Origin of the sequence: Streptomyces sp. NPDC058864 (genome assembly GCF_042742985.1) — a bacterium.
Classification (GTDB): Bacteria; Actinomycetota; Actinomycetes; order Streptomycetales; family Streptomycetaceae; genus Actinacidiphila.
On sequence record NZ_JBHYMQ010000099.1, the window covers coordinates 1 to 23,053 of the forward strand.

Below are 23,053 nucleotides of genomic sequence, written 5' to 3' on the forward strand. Positions count from 1 at the left end.
GGGGTGGGGGAGTTGGGGGCACCCCCGGCCGAAGGCTGGGGGAGGGTGGGCGTTCTGGACGCTGACGTGTATTTGTTGTGCGGCAGAGCGGCGCCGAACCCGGACCGCCCGCCATGCACATAAATATGCGGTACAGAATGCCCACCCCGGAGGCCCCGCCCCCGGCCCACCCAACGGACAGAGCGCAGACCCGCACCAACCGTCCCGGGGCAATCGGGCGGGCGGGCGGGAAAAAGAACCCCGAGCGCAACCGCGACGGCGTGGCGGGAATCACCCGGACCAGCCCGGGCACCCCGCACGGCTACAGGTATCTTCGTGCTCTCGGGCCAACTCCTGAGTAACCGATTCTGAAACTTGTTCTACCAAGGCACGGGCGGCTACGCTCCCGCTGAAGTGCAGTGAGAAGGGGGCCGTGAGTGACCGCAGAGGCCAGGCCGCTCCGGATCGCGCTGCTCACCTACAAGGGGAACCCGTTCTGCGGGGGACAGGGCGTGTACGTGCGCCATCTGTCCAGGGAACTCGCCCGGCTCGGCCACAGCGTCGAGGTGATCGGCGCCCAGCCCTACCCCGTGCTCGACGAACTCGGTGACGGGGTGCGCCTCACCGAGCTGCCGAGCCTGGACCTCTACCGCCAGCCCGACCCGTTCCGCACCCCGAAGCGCGGCGAGTACCGCGACTGGGTGGACGCACTGGAGGTCGGCACGATGTGGACCGGCGGCTTCCCGGAGCCGCTGACGTTCAGCCTGCGGGCCCGCCGTCACCTGGCCGCCCGGCGGGGGGCCTTCGACGTCATCCACGACAACCAGACGCTCGGCTACGGCCTCCTCGGCGGCCCGGGCGCCCTCGGGGCGCCGCTGGTGACGACGATCCACCACCCCATCACCGTCGACCGGCAGCTCGAACTCGACGCCGCGCAGGGGTGGAAGCGCCGGGCGTCGGTCCGCCGCTGGTACGGCTTCACGCGGATGCAGAAGCGGGTCTCGCGCCGGCTGCCGTCGGTGCTGACCGTCTCCGGCAGTTCCCGTCAGGAGATCGTCGACCACCTCGGGGTGCGCGAGGACCGCGTGCACGTGGTGCACATCGGCGCGGACACCGGGCTGTTCGCGCCGGACCCGTCCGTGCCCGAGGTGCCGGGGCGGATCGTGACCACCTCCAGCGCCGACGTGCCGCTCAAGGGCCTGGTCCACCTCGTGGAGGCGCTCGCGAAGCTGCGCACCGAGCACCCCGACGCGCACCTCGTCGTCGTCGGCAAGCGGGCCGACGACGGCCCGGTGGCCGCCGCCATCGAGCGGTACGGGCTGGGCGGCGCCGTCGACTTCGTCAAGGGCATCAGCGACCAGGAGCTGGTCGACCTGGTGCGCGGCGCCCAGGTGGCGTGCGTGCCGTCGCTGTACGAGGGCTTCTCGCTCCCGGCCGCCGAGGCCATGGCCACCGGGACGCCGCTGGTCGCCACCACCGGCGGCGCGATCCCCGAGGTCGCCGGCCCGGACGGGGAGACGTGCCTGGCGGTGCCGCCGGGGGAGCCGGGCGCGCTGGCCGCGGCGCTGGGCCGGCTGCTGGGCGACTCCGGGTTGCGCCGCCGCCTGGGCCGGGCCGGCCGGGAGCGCGTGCTGGCCCGCTTCACCTGGGAGCGGGCCGCCATCGGCACCGCCGAGCACTACCGCGCGGCGATCGAGGCCGCCGGGGGGCCGCGGCCCACTGTCCAGTCACCGTCCCGGACGAAAGCAGACTCCACGTGCTGACCGTCGACTTCTCCCGCTTCCCGCTCGCCCCGGGCGACCGCGTGCTCGACCTGGGCTGCGGCGCGGGCCGCCACGCCTTCGAGTGCTACCGGCGCGGCGCGAACGTGGTCGCCCTGGACCGGAACGGCGACGAGATCCGCGAGGTCGCCAAGTGGTTCGCCGCGATGGAGGAGGCCGGGGAGGCCCCGGCCGGGGCGACCGCCACGGCCATGGAGGGCGACGCGCTCAGCCTGCCGTTCCCCGACGACACCTTCGACCGCGTCATCATCTCCGAGGTCATGGAGCACATCCCGGACGACAAGGGCGTGCTCGCCGAGATGGTGCGCGTCCTCAAGCCGGGCGGGCTGATCGCGGTCACCGTGCCGCGCTACGGGCCGGAGAAGATCTGCTGGGCGCTGTCCGACGCGTACCACGAGGTGGAGGGCGGCCACATCCGCATCTACCGGGCCGACGAACTGCTGGGCAAGATCCGCGAGGCGGGGCTGCGCCCGTACGGCAGCCACCACGCGCACGCGCTGCACTCCCCGTACTGGTGGATCAAGTGCGCCGTCGGCGTGGACAACGACAAGGCCCTGCCGGTGAAGCTGTACCACAAGCTGCTGGTCTGGGACATCATGAAGAAGCCGCTGGCCACCCGGCTCGCCGAGAACGCGCTCAACCCGCTGATCGGCAAGAGCTTCGTCGCCTACGCCACCAAGCCGCACACCCCGAAGGCGGGCGTCGACGCGTGAGGCGGACCGAACACCTCGTCCTCCCGGGCGTCCTGACCTCCGAGCAGGCCGCGCAGACCGTCGCCGGGATCCTCGCCGTCCAGCGGCCGGACGGCGCCATACCGTGGTTCGAGGGCGGCCACCTCGACCCCTGGGACCACGTCGAGGCCGCCATGGCGCTGGACGCCGCCGGTGAGCACGAGCACGCCGAGGCCGCCTACACCTGGCTCGCCCGCCGGCAGAACCCGGACGGCTCCTGGTACGCCGCCTACGGCTGGGCGGACGGCGCCGAGGGTGAGCCCACCGACCTGGGCCGGGAGAGCAACTTCTGCGCCTACGTCGCCGTCGGCGTGTGGCACCACTACCTCTCCACCGGCGACGACGCCTTCCTGGAGAGCATGTGGCCGGTGCTGTACGCGGCCGTCGAGTACGTCCTGGAACTCCAGCTGCCCGGCGGCCAGATCGCCTGGAAGCGCGAGGACGACGGGACGTACCCGCCGGAGGCGCTGCTGACCGGCTGCTCGTCGATGTACCAGGCGCTGCGCTGCGCGCTGGCCGTCGCCGAGCACCGCGAGGACCCGCAGCCCGACTGGGAGCTGGCGGCCGGCGCCCTCGGGCACGCCGTCGCCCACCACCCCGAGCGGTTCCTGGACAAGGACCGCTACTCGATGGACTGGTACTACCCGGTCCTCGGCGGGGTGCTGCGCGGCGAGGCCGCGCGGGAGCGTGTGCTGGCCCGCTGGGACGAGTTCGTCGTGCCGGGCCTCGGGGTCCGCTGCGTGGTGCCCAACCCGTGGGTCACCGGTGGCGAGAGCGCCGAACTCGCCCTCGCCCTGTGGGCGATGGGCGAGTCCGACCGCGCCGTGGAGGTACTGGCCGCGATCCGGCACCTGCGCGCCGAGGACGGCATGTACTGGACCGGGTACGTCTTCGAGGGCGACGCGGAGGCCGGGACCGGCCCCGCGGTGTGGCCCCGGGAACGCACCACGTGGACGGCCGGGGCCCTGCTGCTCGCCGTCGCCGCCCTGGGAGGGGACGAGGCGACGACGGCGGTCTTCGGGGGCGACCGGCTGCCGCTCGGGCTGGTGCCCGGGGCGGCGGGGTGCTGCGCCGGCCGGTGAGCGGGCGTCAGGCCCGGTTGACGCGACCCGCCACGGCGTGCCCGACGACCAGGTAGACCGCCGCCGGAAGGCCGTAGTTCAGCAGGGTGCGCGCCCACGAGGAGTCGGTGTCGAAGATGTCGTGGGCCCAGCCGCCGAGCCAGGACGCGACGTCGTGGATCCACTCCACGAGGTCGTTCGCCCGGTTGGCGTCGAGCATCCACAGCACGATCCACAGGATCAGGATGAAGGCCGCCACGTCCGCGGCCACCATGATGATCGTGGCGGCCAGATTGCCGCGATATCGTCTGGACATACCTGCCGTCTTGCCCCGATCGGCGGAGTGAAACGTCGTCGGCCGGAGGCCGCCTGACGCCCCGTACGGCCCTGTGCGGTGGCCGGTGCGCGGGGCCCGGGCGAGGATGCGATCACGCATCGCATCCCCCGGGAGAAACCGTCATGCCCTTGCGCCGTGCCCTGACCGCCCTCCTGCTCTCCGGCGTGCTGCTGCTCGTCCCCGCCTGCGGCGGCGACTCGAGCGACACCGCGAGCGGCGGCACCGCGAGTCCCACGTCCTCCGTGCAGAAGCAGAAGCTCGCCAAGACGCGCTTCGTCGCCAACGCCGGACTGGCCGCCGGCGCGACCTACCAGTGGATCGTCAAGCCCTACCGCGAGGGCAAGTTCGAGAAGGAGGCCGACGGCCGCAAGCTGACCCTGGTGAAGGCGGGCCTGGCCGGGGCCTTCGCCTACAACCGGCTCAAGGCCGCCGCGGAGAACGCCAAGGGCGACCCGACCCTCTCCAAACTGGTGGCCCCGCTGACCGCGGGCATCGACTCGCTCAAGGACCTGCCGGCCAAGCTGCGCAGCGGCCAGGGCACCGACGACATCGTCGGCACCTTCCAGGACACCATCACCGGCGTCAAGTCGGCCGGCGAGGGCGCCGGCGCCAAGGTCACCGACAAGGTGCCCTCGCTGTCCCAGCTCAGCGGCGGATGAGTTCGGCCAGCACCCGCAGGGTGGCCGGATCGGGCGCGGTGACCAGCAGGTCGGTCACCGGGCCCGACCGCCACAGCTCCAGCCGCTCCGCGATCCGCTCCCGCGGGCCGAGGAGCGAGATCTCGTCCGCGAAGGCGTCCGGCACCGCCGCCACCGCCTCCTCGCGCCGCCCGGCCAGGAACAGTTCCTGGATGCGCCGGGCCTCCTCCTCGTAACCCATCCTGGCCATCAGGTCGGCGTGGAAGTTGCGGGAGGCGGCGCCCATGCCGCCGATGTAGAAGCCGAGCATCGCCTTGACCGGCAGCAGACCCTCCGCCGGGTCGTCGCACACCTGGGCGCGCGCCATCGGGGCGATCATGAACTCCTTCGGCGCGTCCGCCAGCGAGGCCCGGTACACGTCCGTGCGGAACGGCGACCAGTACAGCGGCAGCCAGCCGTCGGCGATCCGGGTGGTCTGCGCGATGTTCTTCGGGCCCTCGGCGCCCAGCAGGACCGGCAGCCCGGCCCGCAGCGGATGCGTGATCGGCTTGAGCGGCCTGCCGAGGCCGGTCGCGTCGGGCCCGGCGTACGGCAGCGGATGGACGCGCCCGTCCAGCACCACCGGGCCCTCGCGGCGCAGCACCTGCCGTACGACGTCCACGTACTCCCGGGTCGCGGTCAGCGGACTGCGCGGGAAGGGCCTGCCGTACCAGCCCTCCACCACCTGCGGGCCCGACAGGCCCAGCCCCAGCACGACCCGGCCGCCGGAGAGGTGGTCCAGGGTCAGCGCGTGCATGGCGGTGGCGGTGGGGGAGCGGGCGGCCATCTGGGCGATGCCCGTGCCGAGCCGGATCCGGCTGGTGTGCGCGGCGATCCAGGTGAGGGGGGTGAACGCGTCCGAGCCCCAGGCCTCCGCCGTCCACACCGAGTCGTAGCCGAGCCGCTCGGCCTCCTGCGCCAGGGCCAGGTGACCGGGGGAGGGGCCGCGTCCCCAGTAGCCGAGGGCCAGACCGAGCCGCATGCGCACGCCTCCCACCACAACTGACGGTACGTCAGGTGTACGTTACGGCAACCGCTCCCGCCCCGGAAGGGAAACGGCCGTGCCCCGGACCGGACGGTCCGGGGCACGGCTCGTGCGCGAGGAGCGGGGATCAGCCGCGCTGCAGGCCGCTGACGTCCTGCAGGACGCCGCGCCGGCCGTCCTGCGTCTGCGCGACCAGGGCGCCACCGCGCTGCTCCACCGCCAGGTACCAGGTGCCGGGGGTCAGCTCGGCGATCTGCTGGGCCGAGCCGTCCTCCGCGTACAGCGGCCGCGCCACGGGCACCGCGAACCAGAAGGCCGCGAACTCCGCCGAGGGCTGCGCCTGGGCCTGGGGCTGCGGCTGCTGGGGCTGCTGCGGCTGCTGCTGGGCCTGCGGGTAGCCGTACTGGCCGCCGCCGAACGACTGGTCGCCCGGCGTGCCCTGCCCACCGGGCTGCCCCGGGTACCCGTAACCGCCCTGCTGGACGCCCGGGTACGGCTGGCCCTGCTGGCCGCCGTACGGCTGCGCCTGCTGGGGCTGCTGCGGCCGCGGAGCGGGCAGCAGCGGCGCCTTCAGCACGGGCAGGCCCTGCAGGGTGAGCAGCATGGCGGCGGCGAGGGCGGCCGCGGCGACGAAGGAGAGGTAGGCGCCGGCGGCCAGCTCGAAGGCCTCGCTGCCGTGGAACAGCGACCACAGCGCGTCCCAGGCGGCGGCGACGGAGAGGACCGCGCCCCAGTGCGCGAGCCCGATGCCGAGCAGCTTGCGGCCCTCGGGCTGGAAGCGCGAGGCGACGAACAGGCCGGCGGCGATCAGGCCCAGGAGGTGCACCGAGGGCAGCAGCGGGAACAGCTCGCTCTTCCACGCGCTGGCTCCGCACTCGTCGGAGCTGCATCCCTTGAACGTGTAGAAGTTCAGGAACGAGGCGATCAGCAGCAGCAGCGCCGCGCCGATCACCGCGCCGTCTCCTCGGGTGAGGGACCGGTTATTCACTAGGAGTCCTTGTCAGTCGTCTCGTTGTCGCTGTCGCCGGGCGGTTCCCCATCGTATGAGGGCGGTTGCCGCCGGGTGCGACCGGTCCGCCCCTCGGTGACACGATCGGGACCCAATGCTCACCTGCCGATCACTCGCGGCCCTCCAGGAACGCGGTGATGCCGTCCGCGATGCCCTCCGCGGCCCGCTGCCGCCAGGCCGGGCTCGTCATCAGCGCCGCGTCCTTGGGGTCGCGCATGTTGCCGCACTCGATCAACACCTTGGGCCTGCTGCTGAGGTTGAGTCCGCCCAGGTCGCGGCGGACGTCCAGGCCGGTGCCGCCGCCGATGTAGTTGGACGGCCGGGTGCCCGTCTCCGCCGCGAAGTGCCGCTCGAGGGCGGTGCCGAGCAGCCTCGACGGCCCGCTGATCCTGCGGGTGTCCGCGATCCCGCGGTGCAGCGAGGCGGGCATGATGACGTGGAAGCCGCGGTTGCCGGCCGCCGAGCCGTCGCCGTGCACCGACACCACCGCGTCGGCCTTCGCCTTGTTGCCGATCCGGGCCCGCTCGTCGATGCAGGGGCCGTACGCGCGGTCGCCGTCGTACGTGAACCTCACCGTGGCCCCGCGCGCCTCCAGCAGCGCCCGGGCGCGCCGGGACACGTCCAGGGTGAACGCGGCCTCGGCGTACCCCGCGTTGGTCGCCGTACCCGTGGTGTCGCACTCCTTGCGGGCGGTGCCGATGTCGACCAGGCGGTTGATCTCGGCCGTGTGCCGGCTGTTCTGCGCGTTGTGCCCCGGGTCCAGCACCACGACCTTCCCCGCGAGCGGCTTCGCGGCCCCGGAGGAGGGTGCCGTCGAGGACGGGCCGGCGGACGCCGCCGCCGGGCCGTGCGGACGCACGCTCTGCGGGAGGTCGCCGTTCCGTCCGGGGTCGTCCGGTCCGCTCGTGGCGTCCCACACCAGCCACGCGGCCGCGCACGCCGGCACCAGCGCGGCCACGACGACCACGGTGGAGCGGCCTTTCCTCTTGAACACGTCAGCGATGCTATCCGCCGTCTCAGGTCCCGGCGCCCGTACGCCGGAGGACGTGCAGCGAACCGGTCACGGACAGTTCCGTGAACGCGCCCGACTCCAGCGCCCGCCGGTAGATCCGCCAGGGCGCCTGGCCGCCGTCGGCCGGGTCCGCGAAGACGTCGTGGATCACCAGGAGGCCGTCCTGCGCGAGGTGCGGTGCCCAGCCCTCGTAGTCGTTGCCGGCGTGCTCGTCGGTGTGCCCGCCGTCGATGAAGACCAGGGCCAGCGGCTTCCCCCACACCGCGGCGACCTGCGGGGAACGGCCGACGACAGCGAGAACGTGCTCCTCCAGACCGGCGGCGTGCAGGGTGCGCCGGAAGGCCGGGAGGGTGTCCATCAGGCCGACCTCGGGATCGACGAGCGTCGTGTCGTGGTACTCCCAGCCGGGCTGCTGCTCCTCGCTGCCGCGGTGGTGGTCGACGGTGACGGCGACGGTCCCGGCCGCACGGGCGGCGGCGGCCAGCAGGATCGTGGAGCGGCCGCAGTACGTGCCCACCTCCAGCAGCGGCAGGCCCGGGAGGCGCGCGGCGGCGTCGGCGGCGGCCGCGTGGAGGGCGAGACCCTCGTGGACGGGCATGAAGCCCTTGGCCGCCTCGAACGCGGCCAGCGCGTCCGCGGGGACCTCTGCGGGGAGTGGCGTGCTCATGCCCCCCATCGTCCCCCACGGCGCCGGTGCCCTTCCGCCGGGGTGGGCGGCCGGTGGCCCCGGTGGGACGCCGGGCCCGGTCCGGGCCGCAGGGCGTTCTGATTGAATGGTCACGATATGACGGATCTGCTGCCGGGCGGAGCGCCGCTCGACTGCGAGCTGGTACGGGCCGCGCAGTCGGGTGACGCGGGCTCCCTGGGTCTGCTGCTCGCCAGGCACCGGGCGGCCATGCACGCGGTCGCCCTCGCCGTGCTGGGCCACGGCCCGGACGCCGAGGACGCCGTGCAGGAGGCGGCGCTCATCGCGCTGCGGCGCATCGGGGACCTCCGTGACCCGGACGCCGCCGGCCCGTGGCTGCGGATGGTGGTGCGCAACGTCTGCCGTGCCCAGCTGCGCAGGAAGTCGGCGGTCCCCGTGGCCGAACTCGAAGGGTTCGTCGCCATGGACCGCTCGGGCGGCCCGCCCGACCCCGCGGACGTACTCGACGAGCACGTGCTGCGGGACTGGATCTGGAGCGGCCTGGAGCAGCTGTCACCCGGGCTGCGGCTGGTGACGCTGCTGCGCTACTTCACCGACGTCAGCTCCTACGAGGAGATCGCGCTGCTGTGCGGCATCGCCGTCGGCACCGTGCGCAGCAGGCTCAACCAGGCGCGCGCCAAGCTGGCCGGTTCGCTGGTGGGCCTGGGCGACCAGGTCCACGACGACGCCGCCTCCCTCACCGCGCGTCACCGCCGTCTGGCCGAGGAGACCATGATCGCGGCCCATCGCGGCGAGCTCGCCTCGGCGTGGGCGCAGTGGCGGTCACCGCGGCTGGAGGTCACCTGGCCGACCGGCAAGCGCTCGGACCTCGACTACCTGGGGTTCTCCTTCAGCCGGGACGTTTCCGAAGGCGTCCGCCAGCAGCTGCTGAACGTGGTGGCGAGCCGCGAGGTCGTCATCTGGGAGGCGGCCATCGTCAACCCGCCGGAGGACCCGTTCCACTGCCCGCCCGGAGTCGTCTGGGTGCATTTCCCGGACCGGAACGGTGAGGACAGGCTGCGCCTGTACCACCCGCGCCGCCGCCGGGACGGCCGCGCAAAGAATCATGGCGGCTGATCGAACCTTTCCGGTGCCCACCGCATCGTGCGGGCATGAACGTCATCCATCACGAGGCGGCGCACGGCACCCGTGCCGCCGCCGAGGTGCGGACCGTCACCGTCGACGGCGTGCGCCAGGTCTACCGGGTCGCGGGTGCCGGGCCGGTGTGCCTCGTGCACTCCGGAGGCCCCGGTGTGCACCCTGAGTACCTGCGCATACCCGCACTGGAAGAGCATCTGACCATGGTCCACGTGGACCCCGTCGGCTCCGGCGACAGCGATCTGCTGCCGGACGGGGACTACTCCACGTCCCGCTACGCGCGCTTCGCCGCGGCCGTACTGGACGACCTCGGGGCGCCCACCGCCTACTTCCTCGGCCACTCGCACGGCGGTTTCGTCGCGCTGCAGTTCGCCCTCGACCACCCCGGCCGCCTCGACGGGCTGATCCTCTACGACACCGCTCCCGTGTACGGGCCGGAACTGATGGCGGCGGCGACCGAGGAGATGGCCGCCTTCGTCGAGCGCTGGCCGGACCGGCCCGAGGCGGCCGGAGCGGGGCGGGCGTGGCGGGCCCGGATGGCGGGGACGCTGGAGATCACCGACGACGCGTCGAAGGAGCGCTACCTCCAGGCCGTCCTGCCGGCCTACTTCGCCGACCACCGCGGGACGGCCGTACGGACCGGGTCCGTCCCCGCCCTCCGGGCCACCCACGACCCGAACCGGCTCCCCGCCGACTGGGACGTCCGCGACCGGCTCGGCATGATCGAGGCGCCGGTCCTGGTGATCGTCGGCACCCACGACTTCGTCTGCCCGCCGCGCTTCGCGTACGAGCTGCAGGTCGGGATACCGCAGGCGCGGCTGTGCGAGCTGACGGCGAGCGGCCACTTCGGGCACATCGAGGAGACGGAGAGGTTCGTGGCCGCCGTGCGCGACTTCGTCACCACCCAGGACGACAATCAGGACAACACCCGGGACAAGGAGAACGCAGCATGACGACCACGGTGCCGACCGGCCTGGCCGAGGAGACCGAGATCGCGGCGTACGCCGACTTCGTGACCGGCGCGCCGGCCGACGTGCGCGGGGCGCTGGGCGTCGGCGCGCAGCGCTTCGGCGCGGTACGGGCGCTGGCCGTCCGCGAGGACCCGAGCCGCTTCTTCAACCGGGCCGGGGGATTCGGCTCCGCCGAACCGGTCACGGCCGACGCCGTGGAGGAGGTGTGCGGCTTCTTCCGTGCCCAGGGCGTGCCCGTCGGCTCGTTCATGATCGCGCCCTCGCTGCTGCCGTCCGACTGGGCGTCGACCGCCGCGAAGTGGGACCTCACCGAGGGCACCCGCTTCGCCAAGCTGGGATGCGACCTCCCGGCGGCCCTGGCCGCGGACGACGGTGTCACCGCGCTCGACCCGGGCCTGCGCGTGGGCCTCGTCGAGCGCCGGCAGGCGCACGAGTGGGCGACCGTGATGATGACGACCTTCGGCTTCAGCACGCCGGCCATGATCGACATGGCCGCGGCGTGCGTCGGCAGGCCGGACTGGCTGCAGTACGCCGTCTGGGAGGGCGAACGGATCGTCGCGGTGGGCAGCGTCTACGTCAACGGCGACTGCGCCGACATGTTCGGCGGGGCCACGCTGCCGGGATGGCGGGGCCGCGGCGCCCAGTCGGCCCTGCTCACGGCCCGCGCCCGGGCGGCCCACGACGCGGGCTGCCGCTGGCTCGTCGCCGAGACCGGCGCGGAGGGCCCGGGCGACCACAACAGCTCCCTCCACAACATGCTGCGCGCCGGCTTCGAGCCGTTGTACGAGCGGGCCGCCTGGGTCTGGCGCGGCTAGCGGGACGGGGAGGACGGCGAACCGGCGCTGCCTGAGCCGGCCCGGCCCCGGCGGGCCTGGCGCACCCGTACGGGGGTCAGAGCCAGCCGTTGTGGCGTGCGGTGCGGACCGCCTCCGTGCGGTTGCGGGTGCCGGTCTTCCCGATGGCGGACGACAGGTGGTTCCGCACCGTCGACTCCGACAGGTGGACCCGCGCCGCGATGTCCGCCACCGTCGCCCCGTCCGCCGCCGCGTTGAGCACGTCCTGCTCGCGCGGCGTCAGCGGGCTGGGCCCGGTGCTGAGCGCGGCCGCGGCCAGGGCGGGGTCGATGACGCGGTGCCCGTCGAGGACGCGCCGGATCGCGGCGGCGAGGTCCTCGACGGGGCCGTCCTTGACCAGGAAGCCGGACGCCCCGGCCTCCATGGCACGGCGCAGGTAGCCGGGGCGGCCGAACGTGGTGAGGATGAGCACCTTGCACTCCGGGAGGCGCTCGCGCAGTTCCGCCGCCGCGTCGAGGCCGCTGCGCCCGGGGAGCTCGATGTCGAGCAGCGCGACGTCGGGCCGGGCCGCCAGCGCCGCGGTGACGATCTCGTCGCCCGCTGCGACCTGCGCGACGACGTCGATGTCGTCCTCCAGGTTCAGCAGCAGGGAGAGCGCCCCGCGCATCATGCCCTGGTCCTCGGCCAGCAGGACCTTGATGGCGCTGCTCATGCGGTCTGCTCCTCCTCCACGGGCAGTTCGGCGACCACCCGGAACCCGCCCTGGGTCGCGGGGCCGGTGCCGAGGGAACCGCCGGCCGCGGCGAGCCGCTCGGTGAGCCCCTTCAGGCCGGAGCCCGATCCGGGGGCCGAGCCTACGCCGTGGCCGTCGTCGGTGATCCGCAGGCGTACCCGCCCGTCGGTGCCGGCGAGTTCGATGACGCAGGTGGTGGCCCCGCTGTGCCGTACGACGTTGGTCACCCCTTCCCGTACCACCCAGCCGAGGAGGGCCTCGGTCTGCGAGGGCAGCGGCGGGCCGGACTCCTTGACGACGGCTTCGATCCCGGCGGCCGCCAGGGCCGAGCGGGCGCGGTCCAGTTCGGTGGAGAGGCTGCCCTCGCGGTAGCCGGTGACGGCCTCCCGGATCTCGGTGAGCGCCTGGCGTCCGACCGCCTCGATGTCGGCGACCTGGGCGAGGGCGGCGTCCAGGTCGCGCGGGGCGAGCCGGCGGGCGGCCTCCGCCTTGACGACGACCACGGACAGGGTGTGCCCCAGCAGGTCGTGCAGGTCGCGGGAGAAGCGCAGCCGCTCCTCGGCGACCGCGTTGCGGGCGAGCTCCTGGCGGGTTGCGCGCAGCTGGGTCACCGCGTCGAAGAGGGTGAGCATGGCCGCGGTCACCAGGCCGGAGATGAGGCTGCCGTACCCGATGGACACGCCTTCCCAGACGTCGCCGCTGCGCAGCCCGGAGACGATCCCGGCGGACACCGCGAGGGCGACGAGCACGGGACCCATCCGCCGGCCGCGCACCACGATCCCCACGGCCAGCGACAGCAGCGGGAAGAACACCAGCCAGCTGCCGCCGTAGCCGATGGCGAGGGCGTAGGTCACGGCGGCCAGGGCGAGCAGGTACAGCCGGGGGGCCTTCCCGGCCGCGGCGCGCGGGTTGAAGGCGGTGAAGACGACCCCGATGTAGAGGGAGTTGAAGGCCAGCAGGCCGAGGCCGCCGAGCCAGGGGTTGGCGGCCTTGCCCTGCAGGAGGTGGGACAGGGCGCCCACGCCCATCAGCAGCCAGGGCAGGAACGTGAAGCGGGTCGGGGGCCTCAGGTCCTCGATCTCCTCGGAGAAGGACCGGGTCACCCGCAGGTGCCGCCACTCGCGCCAGATGCGTGCCGGCAGCGGGGGCCGCCGGGATCCCGTCGTGGTCGCCATGGCCGTCGTCTCCTCCTTCTCCATCACGGGGTGCGTGCCGAGCGGCGGTAGGCGTACACCGCGTACGCGCCGAAGACGGCCGTCCACGCGGCGAGCACGGCGACGGTACCCGCCCGCGGTGCCGCGCCGTCCGCGATGGTCCAGCCGAGCTGCCCGAAGCGGTGCGACGGGGTCCACTCGGAGACCGCCCGCAGCCAGCCGGGGAAGACCGACGAGGGGATCCACAGCCCGCCGACGACGGACAGGCCCAGGTTGCAGGCCATGTTCACCACTCCGGTGGTCTGCCCGGACAGCCGGTAGCCGTTGCCGAGGCCGAGCAGGGTGAACGGGGCGGTGCCGACCCACAGCAGTCCGCCGACCGCCGCCCACTGCCATGGCTCCAGTTCGACGCCGTTGACGAGCCCGCCGGCCAGCAGGACGGCCAGGATGGCGGGCAGCACGGTGACCGAGCCGCTGATGCAGCGGCCGGTGACGACCAGCAGCGGCGACATCGGGGTGATCCGCAGCTGGCGCAGCCAGCCGAGCCCCTTGTCCTCGGCGACGCTCGACCCGGTGGACACCGCCGAGCCGAGGGCGCCGTACGCGGCCATGCCGATCATGGCGGCCAGCGAGGCGGCCTTGTCCTCCTCCGAGCCGCTGACCCCGAGGTTGGTGAAGAGCAGGTACATCATGACGGGCATGCCGACGCCGAAGATCACGAATCCGGCGTCACGCAGGGTGCGGCGGATCTCCAGCGAGACGTAGGCGAGCAGCATCAGACCTTCTCCTCGGCGAGGGCGGCGGTGTCCGTGGCGGTGGCGGGGGCGGCGTCCTTGGCTGAGGACTGCGCGGTGAGGGAGAGGAACGCGTCCTCCAGGCTGGCGGCGGTGACCGTCAGGCCGCGGACCATGCCGCGGTCGGCGAGGGCGAGGACGGTGGCGTCGGAGTCGGCGGAGCGCAACAGGGCGCGGTCCCCGCGGACCTCCACGGACACCACCCCGGGCAGCTGCCGCAGGCCCTCGGTGGGGGTCCCGGCCAGGTCGAAGGAGACGAGGTTGCCGCCGACCGCGCGCTTGATGCGCTCGCCGCTGTCGTCGGCGACGACCCGGCCGCGGTCGATGACGACGATGCGGTCGGCGTTCTCGTCCGCCTCCTCCAGGTAGTGGGTGGAGAACAGGACGGTGTTGCCGCGGGCCGCGTACGCCCGCATCGAGTCCCAGAAGGCGCGCCGGGCCTCGACGTCGAGGGCGGCGGTGGGTTCGTCCAGCACGATGAGTTCGGGGTTGCCGGCCAGCGCCACGGCGAAGCGGACCCGCTGCGCCTGACCGCCGGAGAGCCGGTCGGCGCGGCGGCCGGCGACCTCGGTGAGGCCGGCCAGCTCCAGGGCCTCGGCCACGGGCAGGGGGTCGGGGTAGGTGCGCGCCACGAAGGTGATCAGCTCCCGGACGCTCACCCGGGGGATCGGCCGTCCGTCCTGCAGCATGGCGCCGATCCGGCCCGCGCGGACCGCGGTGTGCGGGGTGCCGCCGAAGAGCCGGACCTCGCCGCTGTCGGGTTCGTCGAGCCCGAGCAGCAGGCTGATGGTGGTGGACTTGCCCGCGCCGTTGCGGCCGAGCAGGGCGACGGACTCCCCCCGCCGGATCTCCAGGTCGACGCCGTCCACGGCGCGCACCGCGCCGAACGTCTTGACGGCCCTGGTGAAACTCACTGTCGTCGTCATGTCACCGACACTACGGTCGGCGCCCCCCGCGGGGTCAGTGGGGAATGTACGGACCCGGGCAGGACAAATGTCACTGGCGGAGAGCTATTCTGACGGTGCGTCAGCTATTCCCAGGGTCCGGGCGATGCGTTATACATGGGCTGGCTAGAACACGTTCTAGTGCACGCCCTGGCGGGGCCGACGGTGCGGACGGCCGCGCCAGGGCCCGCCGCGCAGCGAAGGAGCCGCCGGACATGCCGATCGACGTCGTCGCCGCCACCTCGGCCGAACCCCGCAGCGCCGAACTCGTCTGGGACCACAGGGACGTCATCCTCTACCACCTGGGCCTCGGCGCGAACACCCTCAACTACGCCCTCGAAGGCCCCGGCCTGCAGGTCCTGCCCAGCTTCGCCACCGTCGCCGGCGGCCCCGCCGCCGCCGGGGAGGCACGCGGCGGCCTCATCCTGCCCGGCATCGAGGTCGACCTGGCCGCCGTCCTGCACGGCGCCCAGCGCATCGAGGTGCACCGACCGGTCCCCGTCCGCGGCCGGGCCGTGCAGACCTCGCGCGTCGCCGACGTCTACGACAAGGGCAAGGCCGCCGTCCTCGTGCTGCGCCGCGAGGTCGCCGACGAGCAGGGCCCGCTGTGGACCTCCGACGCGCAGATCTTCGTCCGCGGCGAGGGCGGCTTCGGCGGCGACCGCGGGCCCTCCGCCCGCACCGAACCGCCCGGGAGGGCACCCGACCGCACCGTCCTGCGCGCCACCCGCGAGGACCAGGCCCTGCTCTACCGGCTCTCCGGCGACTGGAACCCGCTGCACGCCGACCCCGAGTTCGCCAAGCACGCCGGCTTCGACCGCCCGATCCTGCACGGCCTGTGCTCCTACGGCATCACGCTCAAGGCCGTCGTCGACACCCTGCTCGGCGACGACGCGGGCCGCGTACGGTCCTGCTCCACCCGCTTCGCCGGGGTCTTCTTCCCCGGCGAGACCCTGCGCATCCGGATGTGGTCCGAACCGGGCCGCGTCCTGGCATCGGCGACCGCCGTCGAACGCGACGACGCGCCGGTCCTCGCCGACACCGTCGTCGAGCACTCGTAAGTCCCGGAGGGGAGAGGGGAACACCCATGCGCGCAGCACTCCTGCAGGAGATCGGCCAGGACAAGCTCGAGGTCGTCGACGACGTCGAGACGGTGGGCTTCGGCCCCGGAAAGGTGCGCATCCGGCTGCGGGCGACCGGGCTGTGCCACTCCGACCTGTCCGCCATGAGCGGCGTCCTGCCGCAGCCCGCGCCCTTCGTCCCCGGCCACGAGGGCGCCGGGGAGATCACCGAGACCGGCGAGGGCGTCACCGGCCTCAAGACCGGCGACCGCGTCCTGGTCTGCTGGCTCCCGGCCTGCGGCGCCTGCCCGGCCTGCCGGCGCGGCCAGTCCCACCTGTGCCTGGCCGGCTTCATGAACGCCGGCACGCCCAACTTCCGCCGCCCCGCCGGGGACGTCTTCGGCTTCGCCGGCACCGGCACCTTCGCCGAGGAGGTCGTGGTGTCCGCCTCCTGCGCCGTTCCCATCCCCGACGACCTGCCGTACGAGATCGCCGCCCTCATCGGCTGCGGCGTCACGACCGGCATCGGCGCCGCGCTGAACACCGCGCGGGTCACCCCCGGCTCCTCCGTCGCCGTCATCGGCTGCGGCGGCGTCGGCATCAGCGTCATCCAGGGCGCCCGCGCCTCCGGCGCCTCGGAGATCATCGCCGTCGATCCCGTGCAGTCCCGCCGCGACGCGGCCCTGCGCTTCGGCGCCACCGACGCGGTCGCCCCGGAGGAACTGGCCGACGCCAAGGCCCGGATCACCGGCGGCGAGGGCTTCGACTACGTCTTCGAGGTCGTCGGCCGCAGCGCGACGGCCCGCACGGCCTACGAGACCACCCGCCGCGGCGGCACGCTCTGCGTCGTCGGCGCCGGGGCGATGGACGACCTGCTGCAGATCAACATGTTCGAGCTCTTCTTCGACGAGAAGCGCATCCTGCCCTCGCTGTACGGCGGCGGCGACGTCCTGCGGTCCTACGACCGCGTCATCCGCCTCTGGCGCGCGGGGCGGGTGGACCTGGAGGGGCTCATCACCCACCGCGTACGGCTCGACCAGATCAACGAGGCGGTCGACCAGATGCGCAGCGGCGAGGCCCTGCGCACCTGCATCGCGGTCTGACACCGGAACGGGAGGACCCATGGGCGTGCTGGACGGCAGGACCGCCGTCGTCACGGGGGCGGGACGCGGCCTCGGCCGGGCCGAGGCACTGGAACTGGCGCGGCTGGGCGCCAACGTGGTCGTCAACGACTACGGGCAGCCCGGCCGCGACGGCTCCGGCGAGGCGTCGGCGACCCCCGCCGACGAGGTCGTCGCCGAGATCGCCGCCGCCGGCGGCCACGCGGTGGCGCACCACGGGGACGTCGCCGACTTTGAGCAGGCGCAGGACCTGGTCGGGCTGGCGGTGAGCACGTACGGGGCGCTGGACATCCTGGTCAACAACGCCGGGATCCTGCGCGACCGGATGGTGTTCTCGATGACCGAGGACGAGTGGGACTCCGTCGTCCGGGTCCACCTCAGGGGCCACTTCGCCACCACCCGGTTCGCCGCCGCCCACTGGCGCGAGCGCGCCAAGACCACGGGCGCCCCGGTCTACGGCCGGATCGTCAACACCTCGTCCGAGGCGTTCCTCGCCGGCTCGGCGGGCCAGCCCAACTACGCGGCCGCCAAGGGCGGCATCGTCGGCCTCACCTCGTCGACGGCCGCGGCCCTCCGCAGGTACGGCGTACGCGTCAACACCATCTGCCCCCGGGCGCGCACGCGGATGACCGAGGACGTCTTCGCGGGCCCCGGCCGGCCCACGGACGGACCGGACCCGCTGGGGGTGGAGCATGTCGCCCCGCTCGTCGGCTACTTGGCGTCACCGGCGGCCGACCGGATCAGCGGCCAGCTGTTCGTCGTGCACGGCGGGATGGTGGCGGTGATGGACCGCCCTCGCGTCGCGGCGAAGTTCGACACCGCCAAGGAGGCGTTCACCCACGACGAGCTGGACGACCTGCTCACCCCGTACTGGGCGGGCCGTGACCCCGGCGACACCTTCGCCGCCACCGACGTCCTGGCCCTGCGCCACGAGGGCTGAAACGGGCTCCGGGCCCGTCAGACCTCCATGGTGGGGGGCCCGGAGGGACGGCGGTGGCGGCCGTGCGGCGCCTCGACCACCTGGGCGTTGTCGTCTTGGGCGGAAGCCGTGCCGCGGTGGCGGCCGGCGTGCTGGCCCTCGGCGGAACCGTCCTCGAGGCGGGCCTCGGCGGCGGTGTCGTGTCGGGCATCGGACATGAGGAAACTCTCCGTCGACTAGCTTGCAGGGTGCGCGGAACGCCGCAGGAGTTTACCGACTCAAGATCCCGTGGCCAGCGGCGCCTTCTGCAAGGGGAGCACGGGGCTGGTCCGGCCGCCGTCCTGGTCGTCCGCAGGAGCGCCCTCCGCCGCGCCCCCCGGCGGCAACGGCAAGGGCGCCGCGGGCGGCGCCTCGTACTCCACCGTGCCGCACGGACAGTGCGCGCACGCGTACGGCAGGCGCAGCACCCCCCGGGCCGACCACAGGCCCGCCCCGGCCAGCCATCCCTCCGGCGCCGACAGCCAGGTGGCACGGCGCTCCCCGGGCCGCCAGACCGCCAGCGACGTGCCGTGCGGGCCGTCCGCGCGCAGCGCCACCGCGCACGCCTCGGGCATCAGCACCTGGCCGGGCTGCGCCGCGAACGGGGTCAGCACCGCGTCCGGGACGCGCAGGCACTCCGCGAACCGCATGGGCCGGCGGCTGCCCAGCACGCCCCAGCCGATGCGGTCCTCGCCGGTGGCGTCGCTGCGCACTATCAGCAGCCCGCTGTCCGGCTCCGCCAGCAGCAGCCGGTCGTTGCTGCCGTCGGCGATCTGCAGCAGCGGGCTGACCGCCCCGGCCCGCCCCAGGTCGACGGCGACCGTCTTGACCGTCCCCTCCGCCTCGCGGTCCAGCGCGAGCAGACGTCCCGCCCGGTCCAGCCACGCGCCGCCCCCGCAGCGGCCCGGGACCTCCGCCAGCCGGCGCGGCCGCAGGTCCCGGTCGTCGTGCACGAGCCACACCGCCGACACCTCGCGCGCCGGGTCGTAGGTGAGCGCGTACACCTCGCCCGAGGCGACCGGGGGCAGCAGCCGCGCCTCCGCGTCCCCGCCCGGCAGCGAGCCGACGAGCAGTTCGCCGGTGCCGGGACCGGTCGGGTAGAGCAGGGCGAGGTCGAACCGGTCGGCGACCCGGCGGCGGATCAGCACCCGGCCGTCCGGCAACGGCACGACCTCGGAGCACTGTTCTTCGGGCTGGTTGCCGGGCAGGGGCACGGTGTACGGCTCCGGCCCGCCGAGCGTCCAGCGCTCGGGGTACCAGCCGTCGTCCCCGTCGGGTCCCTGGGCCAGGCAGGCGGCGTAAGAGCCGTCCGCGGCGATCGTGAACCCGGCCCGTCGCACGGTGGTGGTCTCGGTGGCGCAGGCTGTCATGGTGTGGCTCACCTCCGGGCCACGACGCTAGTTTTCGCACGCCCGGGCGTCCGACACGAGTTGGTGGTCTTCACACGTAAGGGTGGCTCTCGTCCCGTTCCGTCGGGCTTCGGATGCTCGGTGTGCTCATGACCAGCCCGGGATTCCGGCCGCCCGGCACCGGCGCGGTAACCTCGACCCGTGCCGAAACTGTCCGACGTCATCGCCGCCCTCGAAGCCCTCTGGCCCCCGGCGTGGGCCGAGCAGTGGGACGCCGTCGGGCTCGTCTGCGGAGACCCGGACGCCGAGGTCGGCCGGGTGCTGTTCGCCGTCGACCCGGTCCGGGAGGTCGTCGACGAGGCGATCGCCACCGGCGCCGACCTGCTGGTCACGCACCACCCCCTCTACCTGCGCGGCACGACGACGGTCGCGGCGACCGGCTTCAAGGGCCGCGTCGTGCACACCCTGATCAAGAACGACATCGCGCTGCACGTGGCGCACACCAATGCCGACCGGGCCGACCCCGGGGTCTCCGACGCCCTCGCCGAGGCCGTCGGCCTGCGCATCACCGGACCCCTCGTGCCCGACCCCGCCGACCCGGCCGGCCGCCGCGGCCTCGGCCGGATCGGCGAGCTGCCCGAGCCCATGACGCTGGCGGAGTTCGCCCGCCGGGCGGCGGCGGGCCTGCCGGCCACCGCGACCGGGCTGCGCGTCGCGGGCGACCCCGGGCGCCAGGTCCGTACCGTCGCGGTGTGCGGCGGCTCCGGCGACAGCCTCTTCGACGACGTGCGCAGGGCCGGGGTGGACGTCTACCTCACCGCCGACCTGCGCCACCACCCGGCGTCCGAGGCGCAGCAGGCGGGTCCGCCCGCGCTCGTCGACGCCGCCCACTGGGCCACCGAATGGCCCTGGTGCGAGCAGGCCGCGCGCCGCCTCGACGAGGTCTCCGAACGGCACGGCTGGACGCTGCGCACATACGTGTCGCGCGCCGTCACCGACCCGTGGACGGCCCACGCCCCGGCACTTCCCCTTGACGAACCCACGACCTCAGGAGCCCCCCGCTGAAAGCCGCGCCCGCAGACCAGATCCGACTGCTCGAGGTCCAGTCCCTCGACTCGCGCCTCGCGCAGCTGGACCACAAGCGCAAGAACCTGCCCGAGCACGCGGAGATCGAGCGCCTCGGCTCCGACGTGACCCAGTTGCGCGACCTGCTGGTCGCCGCCCAGACCGAGGAGAGCGACACCGCCCGCGAGCAGACCAAGGCCGAACAGGACGTGGACCAGGTGCGCAAGCGCGCCGTCCGCGACCAGGAGCGCCTCGACTCCGGCGCGGTCTCCTCCCCCAAGGACCTGGAGAACCTGCAGCGCGAGATCACCTCGCTCGCCAAGCGGCAGAGCGACCTCGAGGACGTCGTCCTGGAGGTCATGGAACGCCGCGAGGGCCTGCAGGAGCGGGTCCAGGAGCTCACCGGGCGCCTGGAGTCCGTGCAGGCCAAGGCCGGCGAGTCCGAGGAGCGCCGCAACGCCGCGCTGCAGGACATCGACGCCGAGGGCTCCACGGTCGTCAAGGAGCGCGAGATCATCGCCGGTTCGGTCCCCGCCGACCTGCTGAAGCTCTACGACAAGCTGCGCGCCCAGTCCGGCGGCGTCGGCGCCGCCCGGCTCTACCAGAAGCGCTGCGAGGGCTGCCGGCTGGAGCTGAACATCACCGAGCTCAACGAGGTGCGGGCGGCCGCCGCCGACGAGGTCGTGCGCTGCGAGAACTGCCGGCGCATCCTCGTCCGCACCCCCGAGTCGGGCCTGTAATGGCCCGTACGTTCGTGGTGGAGGCCGACGGGGGGTCCCGGGGCAACCCGGGACCGGCCGGGTACGGCGCCGTCGTCCGCGACGCCGCCACGGGCGAAGTGCTCGCCGAGGCAGCCGAGTTCATCGGCACGCACACCAACAACGTCGCCGAGTACCGGGGCCTGATCGCCGGGCTGCGCGCCGCGCACGCGATCGACCCGCAGGCCCGGGTACGGGTGCGGATGGACTCCAAGCTGGTCGTCGAGCAGATGTCCGGCCGCTGGAAGATCAAGCACCCGGACATGCGGCCGCTGGCCGCCGAGGCGAAGACGGTCCTGCCCGCGGAGCAGGTCAGCTACGAGTGGATCCCGCGCGAGAAGAACAAGCACGCCGACCGGCTCGCCAACGAGGCGATGGACGCCGGCAAGCGCGGCAAGCAGTGGGAGCCCGGCCGCTCCGCCGCCGCGCTGGTCACCGCGGCGCGCGAACCCGCGGACGAGGCCGTGCACGAGGCCCCCAAGGCCCCGCCCGCCGATTGGGTCGCGGCGGCCGACCTCGGCACGCCCACGACCTTCGTCCTGCTGCGGCACGGGGAGACCCCGCTCACCGCGGAGAAGCGCTTCTCCGGCAGCGGCGGCGAGGACCCGGACCTCTCGGAGAAGGGCCGCTGGCAGGCCCAGCGCGTCGCCGACGCCCTCGCCGCCCGCGGCACCGTCCAGGCCGTCGTCACCTCGCCGCTGGCCCGCTGCCGGCAGACCGCGCAGACCGTCGCGGACCGGCTCGGGCTCGACGTACGCGTCGACGAGGGGCTGCGCGAGACCGACTTCGGTGCGTGGGAGGGGCTGACCTTCGCCGAGGTGAAGGAACGCCACCCGGCCGAACTCGACGCCTGGCTCGGTTCCGCGAAGGCGGCCCCGCCCGGCGGGGAGAGCTTCGCCGCCGTCGCCCGCCGGGTCTCCCTCGCCCGGGACAAGCTCATCGCCCGTCACGCCGGCCGCACGGTGCTGGTGGTCACCCACGTCACGCCGATCAAGACCCTGGTCCGGCTCGCCCTGGGGGCCCCGCCGGAGTCGCTGTTCCGGATGGAGCTGTCGGCGGCGGCACTGTCGGCGGTGGCGTACTACGGGGACGGGAACGCGTCGCTGCGCCTGCTCAACGACACGTCACACCTGCGCTGACGGCGACGGCGCGCGCAGTTCGGCCGCCTCGCGGGCGAGCCTCTCCACCCGGTCCCAGTCGTGGTCCCGCAGGGCGTCCTGCGGGACCATCCAACTGCCGCCCACGCAGGCGACGTTCGGCAGCGCGAGGTAGGCCGGCGCACGGGCCGCGTCGATGCCGCCGGTCGGGCAGAACCGGATCTCCGGCAGCGGGGCGGCCAGCGCCTCGAGGTACGCCGTGCCGCCGGCCGCCTCCGCGGGGAAGAACTTCATTTCCGTCACGCCGCGTTCCGCAAGGGCGACCACCTCGGAGGCGGTCGACACCCCGGGCAGGAACGGCAGCCCCGACGCGGCCATCGCGTCCAGCAGGCCCCCCGTCCACCCCGGGCTCACCAGGAACCCCGCCCCCGCCCGCGCCGCCGCCCCCACCTGCTCCGCCCGCACCACGGTCCCGGCACCCACGAGCGCGTCGGGAACCTCGCGGGCCGCCGTGGCGATCGCCTCCAGCGCGGCGGGCGTCCGCAGCGTGATCTCCACCGCGGTCAATCCGCCGCGGACCAGCGCGCGTACGAGTGGGGGTGCGTCGGTGGGGTCGTGCAGCGTCAGGACCGGCATCACGGGGGCGAGGTGCGGGAGGGTTGGCGGCATGCGCCGCATAGTGCCGGGCAGGTTCGTGCTCCGCAACGCCGGTTGCGTTCTGTGCAACGGGGTGCGTGTTGTTGCGTGCGGGTGGGTTGTGGTTGCGGTGCGGTTTTTTCCCCGCCGCCCGCCCGTTGCCCCGGATGGTTGGTGCGGGTCGGCGCGCGGTTTTGTTGGTGGGCCGGGGGTGGGGCCTCCGGGGTGGGCATTCTGTACCTGGCTAATAAACACATCTGACG

General features: G+C 73.9%; 25 protein-coding genes. 13 read left to right on the plus strand and 12 right to left on the minus strand.

What is annotated here, in order from left to right; genetic code table 11:
- The first annotated feature begins 416 nt into the window (after window positions 1-416).
- The 3 genes from ACFW3D_RS38945 to ACFW3D_RS38955 are packed head-to-tail and all read left to right on the plus strand — an operon-like array spanning window position 417 to window position 3,573.
- On the plus strand, window positions 417-1,742 hold the full coding sequence (locus ACFW3D_RS38945) for a glycosyltransferase family 4 protein (RefSeq protein WP_500512834.1): 1,326 nt from the start codon (window positions 417-419) through the stop codon (window positions 1,740-1,742).
- Window positions 1,736-2,473, plus strand: a complete 738-nt coding sequence (locus ACFW3D_RS38950) for a class I SAM-dependent methyltransferase (protein ID WP_500512836.1) — start codon at window positions 1,736-1,738, stop codon at window positions 2,471-2,473. The genes ACFW3D_RS38945 and ACFW3D_RS38950 overlap by 7 nt, the downstream gene beginning before the upstream one ends.
- A complete protein-coding gene (locus ACFW3D_RS38955) occupies window positions 2,470-3,573 on the plus strand; it encodes a prenyltransferase/squalene oxidase repeat-containing protein (protein WP_500512838.1) in 1,104 nt (367 codons plus the stop codon). The genes ACFW3D_RS38950 and ACFW3D_RS38955 overlap by 4 nt, the downstream gene beginning before the upstream one ends.
- A 7-nt stretch (window positions 3,574-3,580) precedes the next feature.
- On the opposite strand, the gene ACFW3D_RS38960 is transcribed toward ACFW3D_RS38955, so the two are convergent.
- Window positions 3,581-3,868 (minus strand): hypothetical protein, encoded by a 288-nt coding sequence (locus ACFW3D_RS38960; protein WP_500512840.1) that lies wholly within the window; start codon window positions 3,866-3,868, stop codon window positions 3,581-3,583.
- Between the two features lie 143 nt (window positions 3,869-4,011).
- Between ACFW3D_RS38960 and ACFW3D_RS38965 the strand changes: the two genes are divergently transcribed.
- Complete coding sequence (locus tag ACFW3D_RS38965; RefSeq protein WP_500512842.1) at window positions 4,012-4,548, plus strand: hypothetical protein; 537 nt, start codon at window positions 4,012-4,014, stop codon at window positions 4,546-4,548.
- Here ACFW3D_RS38965 and ACFW3D_RS38970 read toward each other — a convergent pair.
- The 4 genes from ACFW3D_RS38970 to ACFW3D_RS38985 form a co-directional block, all read right to left on the minus strand.
- Window positions 4,535-5,548, minus strand: coding sequence for an LLM class F420-dependent oxidoreductase (locus ACFW3D_RS38970; protein ID WP_500512844.1), 1,014 nt, complete (start codon window positions 5,546-5,548; stop codon window positions 4,535-4,537). The two genes, ACFW3D_RS38965 and ACFW3D_RS38970, sit on opposite strands and share 14 nt — an antisense overlap.
- A 130-nt stretch (window positions 5,549-5,678) precedes the next feature.
- A complete protein-coding gene (locus ACFW3D_RS38975) occupies window positions 5,679-6,539 on the minus strand; it encodes a DUF5336 domain-containing protein (protein WP_500512846.1) in 861 nt (286 codons plus the stop codon).
- A 130-nt stretch (window positions 6,540-6,669) separates the two neighbouring features.
- Window positions 6,670-7,554, minus strand: a complete 885-nt coding sequence (locus ACFW3D_RS38980; RefSeq protein ID WP_500512848.1) for an N-acetylmuramoyl-L-alanine amidase — start codon at window positions 7,552-7,554, stop codon at window positions 6,670-6,672.
- A gap of 22 nt (window positions 7,555-7,576) precedes the next feature.
- Window positions 7,577-8,248: a class I SAM-dependent methyltransferase gene (locus ACFW3D_RS38985; protein WP_500512850.1), complete on the minus strand. Its 672-nt coding sequence runs from the start codon at window positions 8,246-8,248 to the stop codon at window positions 7,577-7,579.
- A gap of 108 nt (window positions 8,249-8,356) precedes the next feature.
- On the opposite strand from ACFW3D_RS38985, the gene ACFW3D_RS38990 reads away from it, so the two are divergent.
- Genes ACFW3D_RS38990 through ACFW3D_RS39000 form a run of 3 tightly spaced genes read left to right on the plus strand, consistent with a single transcriptional unit; the run spans window position 8,357 to window position 11,141 of the window.
- Complete coding sequence (locus ACFW3D_RS38990; RefSeq protein ID WP_500512852.1) at window positions 8,357-9,334, plus strand: RNA polymerase sigma factor; 978 nt, start codon at window positions 8,357-8,359, stop codon at window positions 9,332-9,334.
- 35 nt (window positions 9,335-9,369) lie between these two features.
- On the plus strand, window positions 9,370-10,308 hold the full coding sequence (locus ACFW3D_RS38995) for an alpha/beta fold hydrolase (RefSeq protein WP_500512854.1): 939 nt from the start codon (window positions 9,370-9,372) through the stop codon (window positions 10,306-10,308).
- Window positions 10,305-11,141 (plus strand): GNAT family N-acetyltransferase, encoded by an 837-nt coding sequence (locus ACFW3D_RS39000; RefSeq protein ID WP_500512856.1) that lies wholly within the window; start codon window positions 10,305-10,307, stop codon window positions 11,139-11,141. The genes ACFW3D_RS38995 and ACFW3D_RS39000 overlap by 4 nt, the downstream gene beginning before the upstream one ends.
- A 76-nt stretch (window positions 11,142-11,217) precedes the next feature.
- Here the strand turns inward: ACFW3D_RS39000 and ACFW3D_RS39005 are convergent, their stop codons facing one another.
- The 4 genes from ACFW3D_RS39005 to ACFW3D_RS39020 are packed head-to-tail and all read right to left on the minus strand — an operon-like array spanning window position 11,218 to window position 14,727.
- Complete coding sequence (locus tag ACFW3D_RS39005; RefSeq protein ID WP_500512858.1) at window positions 11,218-11,832, minus strand: response regulator; 615 nt, start codon at window positions 11,830-11,832, stop codon at window positions 11,218-11,220.
- Entirely contained in the window at window positions 11,829-13,028 is a 1,200-nt protein-coding gene (locus ACFW3D_RS39010; RefSeq protein ID WP_500512860.1) for a sensor histidine kinase, read from the minus strand. The genes ACFW3D_RS39005 and ACFW3D_RS39010 overlap by 4 nt, the downstream gene beginning before the upstream one ends.
- Window positions 13,029-13,051: 23 nt before the next feature.
- Window positions 13,052-13,783 carry an ABC transporter permease gene (locus ACFW3D_RS39015; protein ID WP_500512862.1) on the minus strand — a complete coding sequence of 244 codons (732 nt, stop codon included), beginning with the start codon at window positions 13,781-13,783 and terminating at the stop codon, window positions 13,052-13,054.
- Entirely contained in the window at window positions 13,783-14,727 is a 945-nt protein-coding gene (locus ACFW3D_RS39020; protein WP_500512864.1) for an ABC transporter ATP-binding protein, read from the minus strand. The genes ACFW3D_RS39015 and ACFW3D_RS39020 overlap by 1 nt, the downstream gene beginning before the upstream one ends.
- Before the next feature lie 233 nt (window positions 14,728-14,960).
- Between ACFW3D_RS39020 and ACFW3D_RS39025 the strand changes: the two genes are divergently transcribed.
- Genes ACFW3D_RS39025 through ACFW3D_RS39035 form a run of 3 tightly spaced genes read left to right on the plus strand, consistent with a single transcriptional unit; the run spans window position 14,961 to window position 17,867 of the window.
- A complete protein-coding gene (locus ACFW3D_RS39025; RefSeq protein WP_500512866.1) occupies window positions 14,961-15,806 on the plus strand; it encodes a MaoC/PaaZ C-terminal domain-containing protein in 846 nt (281 codons plus the stop codon).
- A 26-nt stretch (window positions 15,807-15,832) separates the two neighbouring features.
- A complete protein-coding gene (locus tag ACFW3D_RS39030) occupies window positions 15,833-16,909 on the plus strand; it encodes a Zn-dependent alcohol dehydrogenase (protein ID WP_500512868.1) in 1,077 nt (358 codons plus the stop codon).
- A gap of 19 nt (window positions 16,910-16,928) precedes the next feature.
- A complete protein-coding gene (locus ACFW3D_RS39035; protein WP_500512870.1) occupies window positions 16,929-17,867 on the plus strand; it encodes a 3-oxoacyl-ACP reductase in 939 nt (312 codons plus the stop codon).
- Between the two features lie 17 nt (window positions 17,868-17,884).
- On the opposite strand, the gene ACFW3D_RS39040 is transcribed toward ACFW3D_RS39035, so the two are convergent.
- Both ACFW3D_RS39040 and ACFW3D_RS39045 read right to left on the minus strand, forming a co-directional pair.
- Window positions 17,885-18,064 (minus strand): hypothetical protein, encoded by a 180-nt coding sequence (locus ACFW3D_RS39040; RefSeq protein WP_500512872.1) that lies wholly within the window; start codon window positions 18,062-18,064, stop codon window positions 17,885-17,887.
- 60 nt (window positions 18,065-18,124) lie between these two features.
- Window positions 18,125-19,255: a hypothetical protein gene (locus ACFW3D_RS39045; RefSeq protein ID WP_500512874.1), complete on the minus strand. Its 1,131-nt coding sequence runs from the start codon at window positions 19,253-19,255 to the stop codon at window positions 18,125-18,127.
- Between the two features lie 180 nt (window positions 19,256-19,435).
- Between ACFW3D_RS39045 and ACFW3D_RS39050 the strand changes: the two genes are divergently transcribed.
- Genes ACFW3D_RS39050 through ACFW3D_RS39060 form a run of 3 tightly spaced genes read left to right on the plus strand, consistent with a single transcriptional unit; the run spans window position 19,436 to window position 22,196 of the window.
- Window positions 19,436-20,299: a Nif3-like dinuclear metal center hexameric protein gene (locus ACFW3D_RS39050; RefSeq protein ID WP_500512875.1), complete on the plus strand. Its 864-nt coding sequence runs from the start codon at window positions 19,436-19,438 to the stop codon at window positions 20,297-20,299.
- Window positions 20,296-21,039: a zinc ribbon domain-containing protein gene (locus tag ACFW3D_RS39055; protein WP_500512881.1), complete on the plus strand. Its 744-nt coding sequence runs from the start codon at window positions 20,296-20,298 to the stop codon at window positions 21,037-21,039. Before ACFW3D_RS39050 ends, ACFW3D_RS39055 begins: the two co-directional genes overlap by 4 nt.
- Window positions 21,039-22,196 (plus strand): bifunctional RNase H/acid phosphatase, encoded by a 1,158-nt coding sequence (locus ACFW3D_RS39060; protein ID WP_500512877.1) that lies wholly within the window; start codon window positions 21,039-21,041, stop codon window positions 22,194-22,196. The genes ACFW3D_RS39055 and ACFW3D_RS39060 overlap by 1 nt, the downstream gene beginning before the upstream one ends.
- Here ACFW3D_RS39060 and eda read toward each other — a convergent pair.
- On the minus strand, window positions 22,182-22,823 hold the full coding sequence (gene eda / locus ACFW3D_RS39065; RefSeq protein WP_500512879.1) for a bifunctional 4-hydroxy-2-oxoglutarate aldolase/2-dehydro-3-deoxy-phosphogluconate aldolase: 642 nt from the start codon (window positions 22,821-22,823) through the stop codon (window positions 22,182-22,184). The genes ACFW3D_RS39060 and eda overlap by 15 nt on opposite strands.
- Window positions 22,824-23,053: the final 230 nt, after the last annotated feature.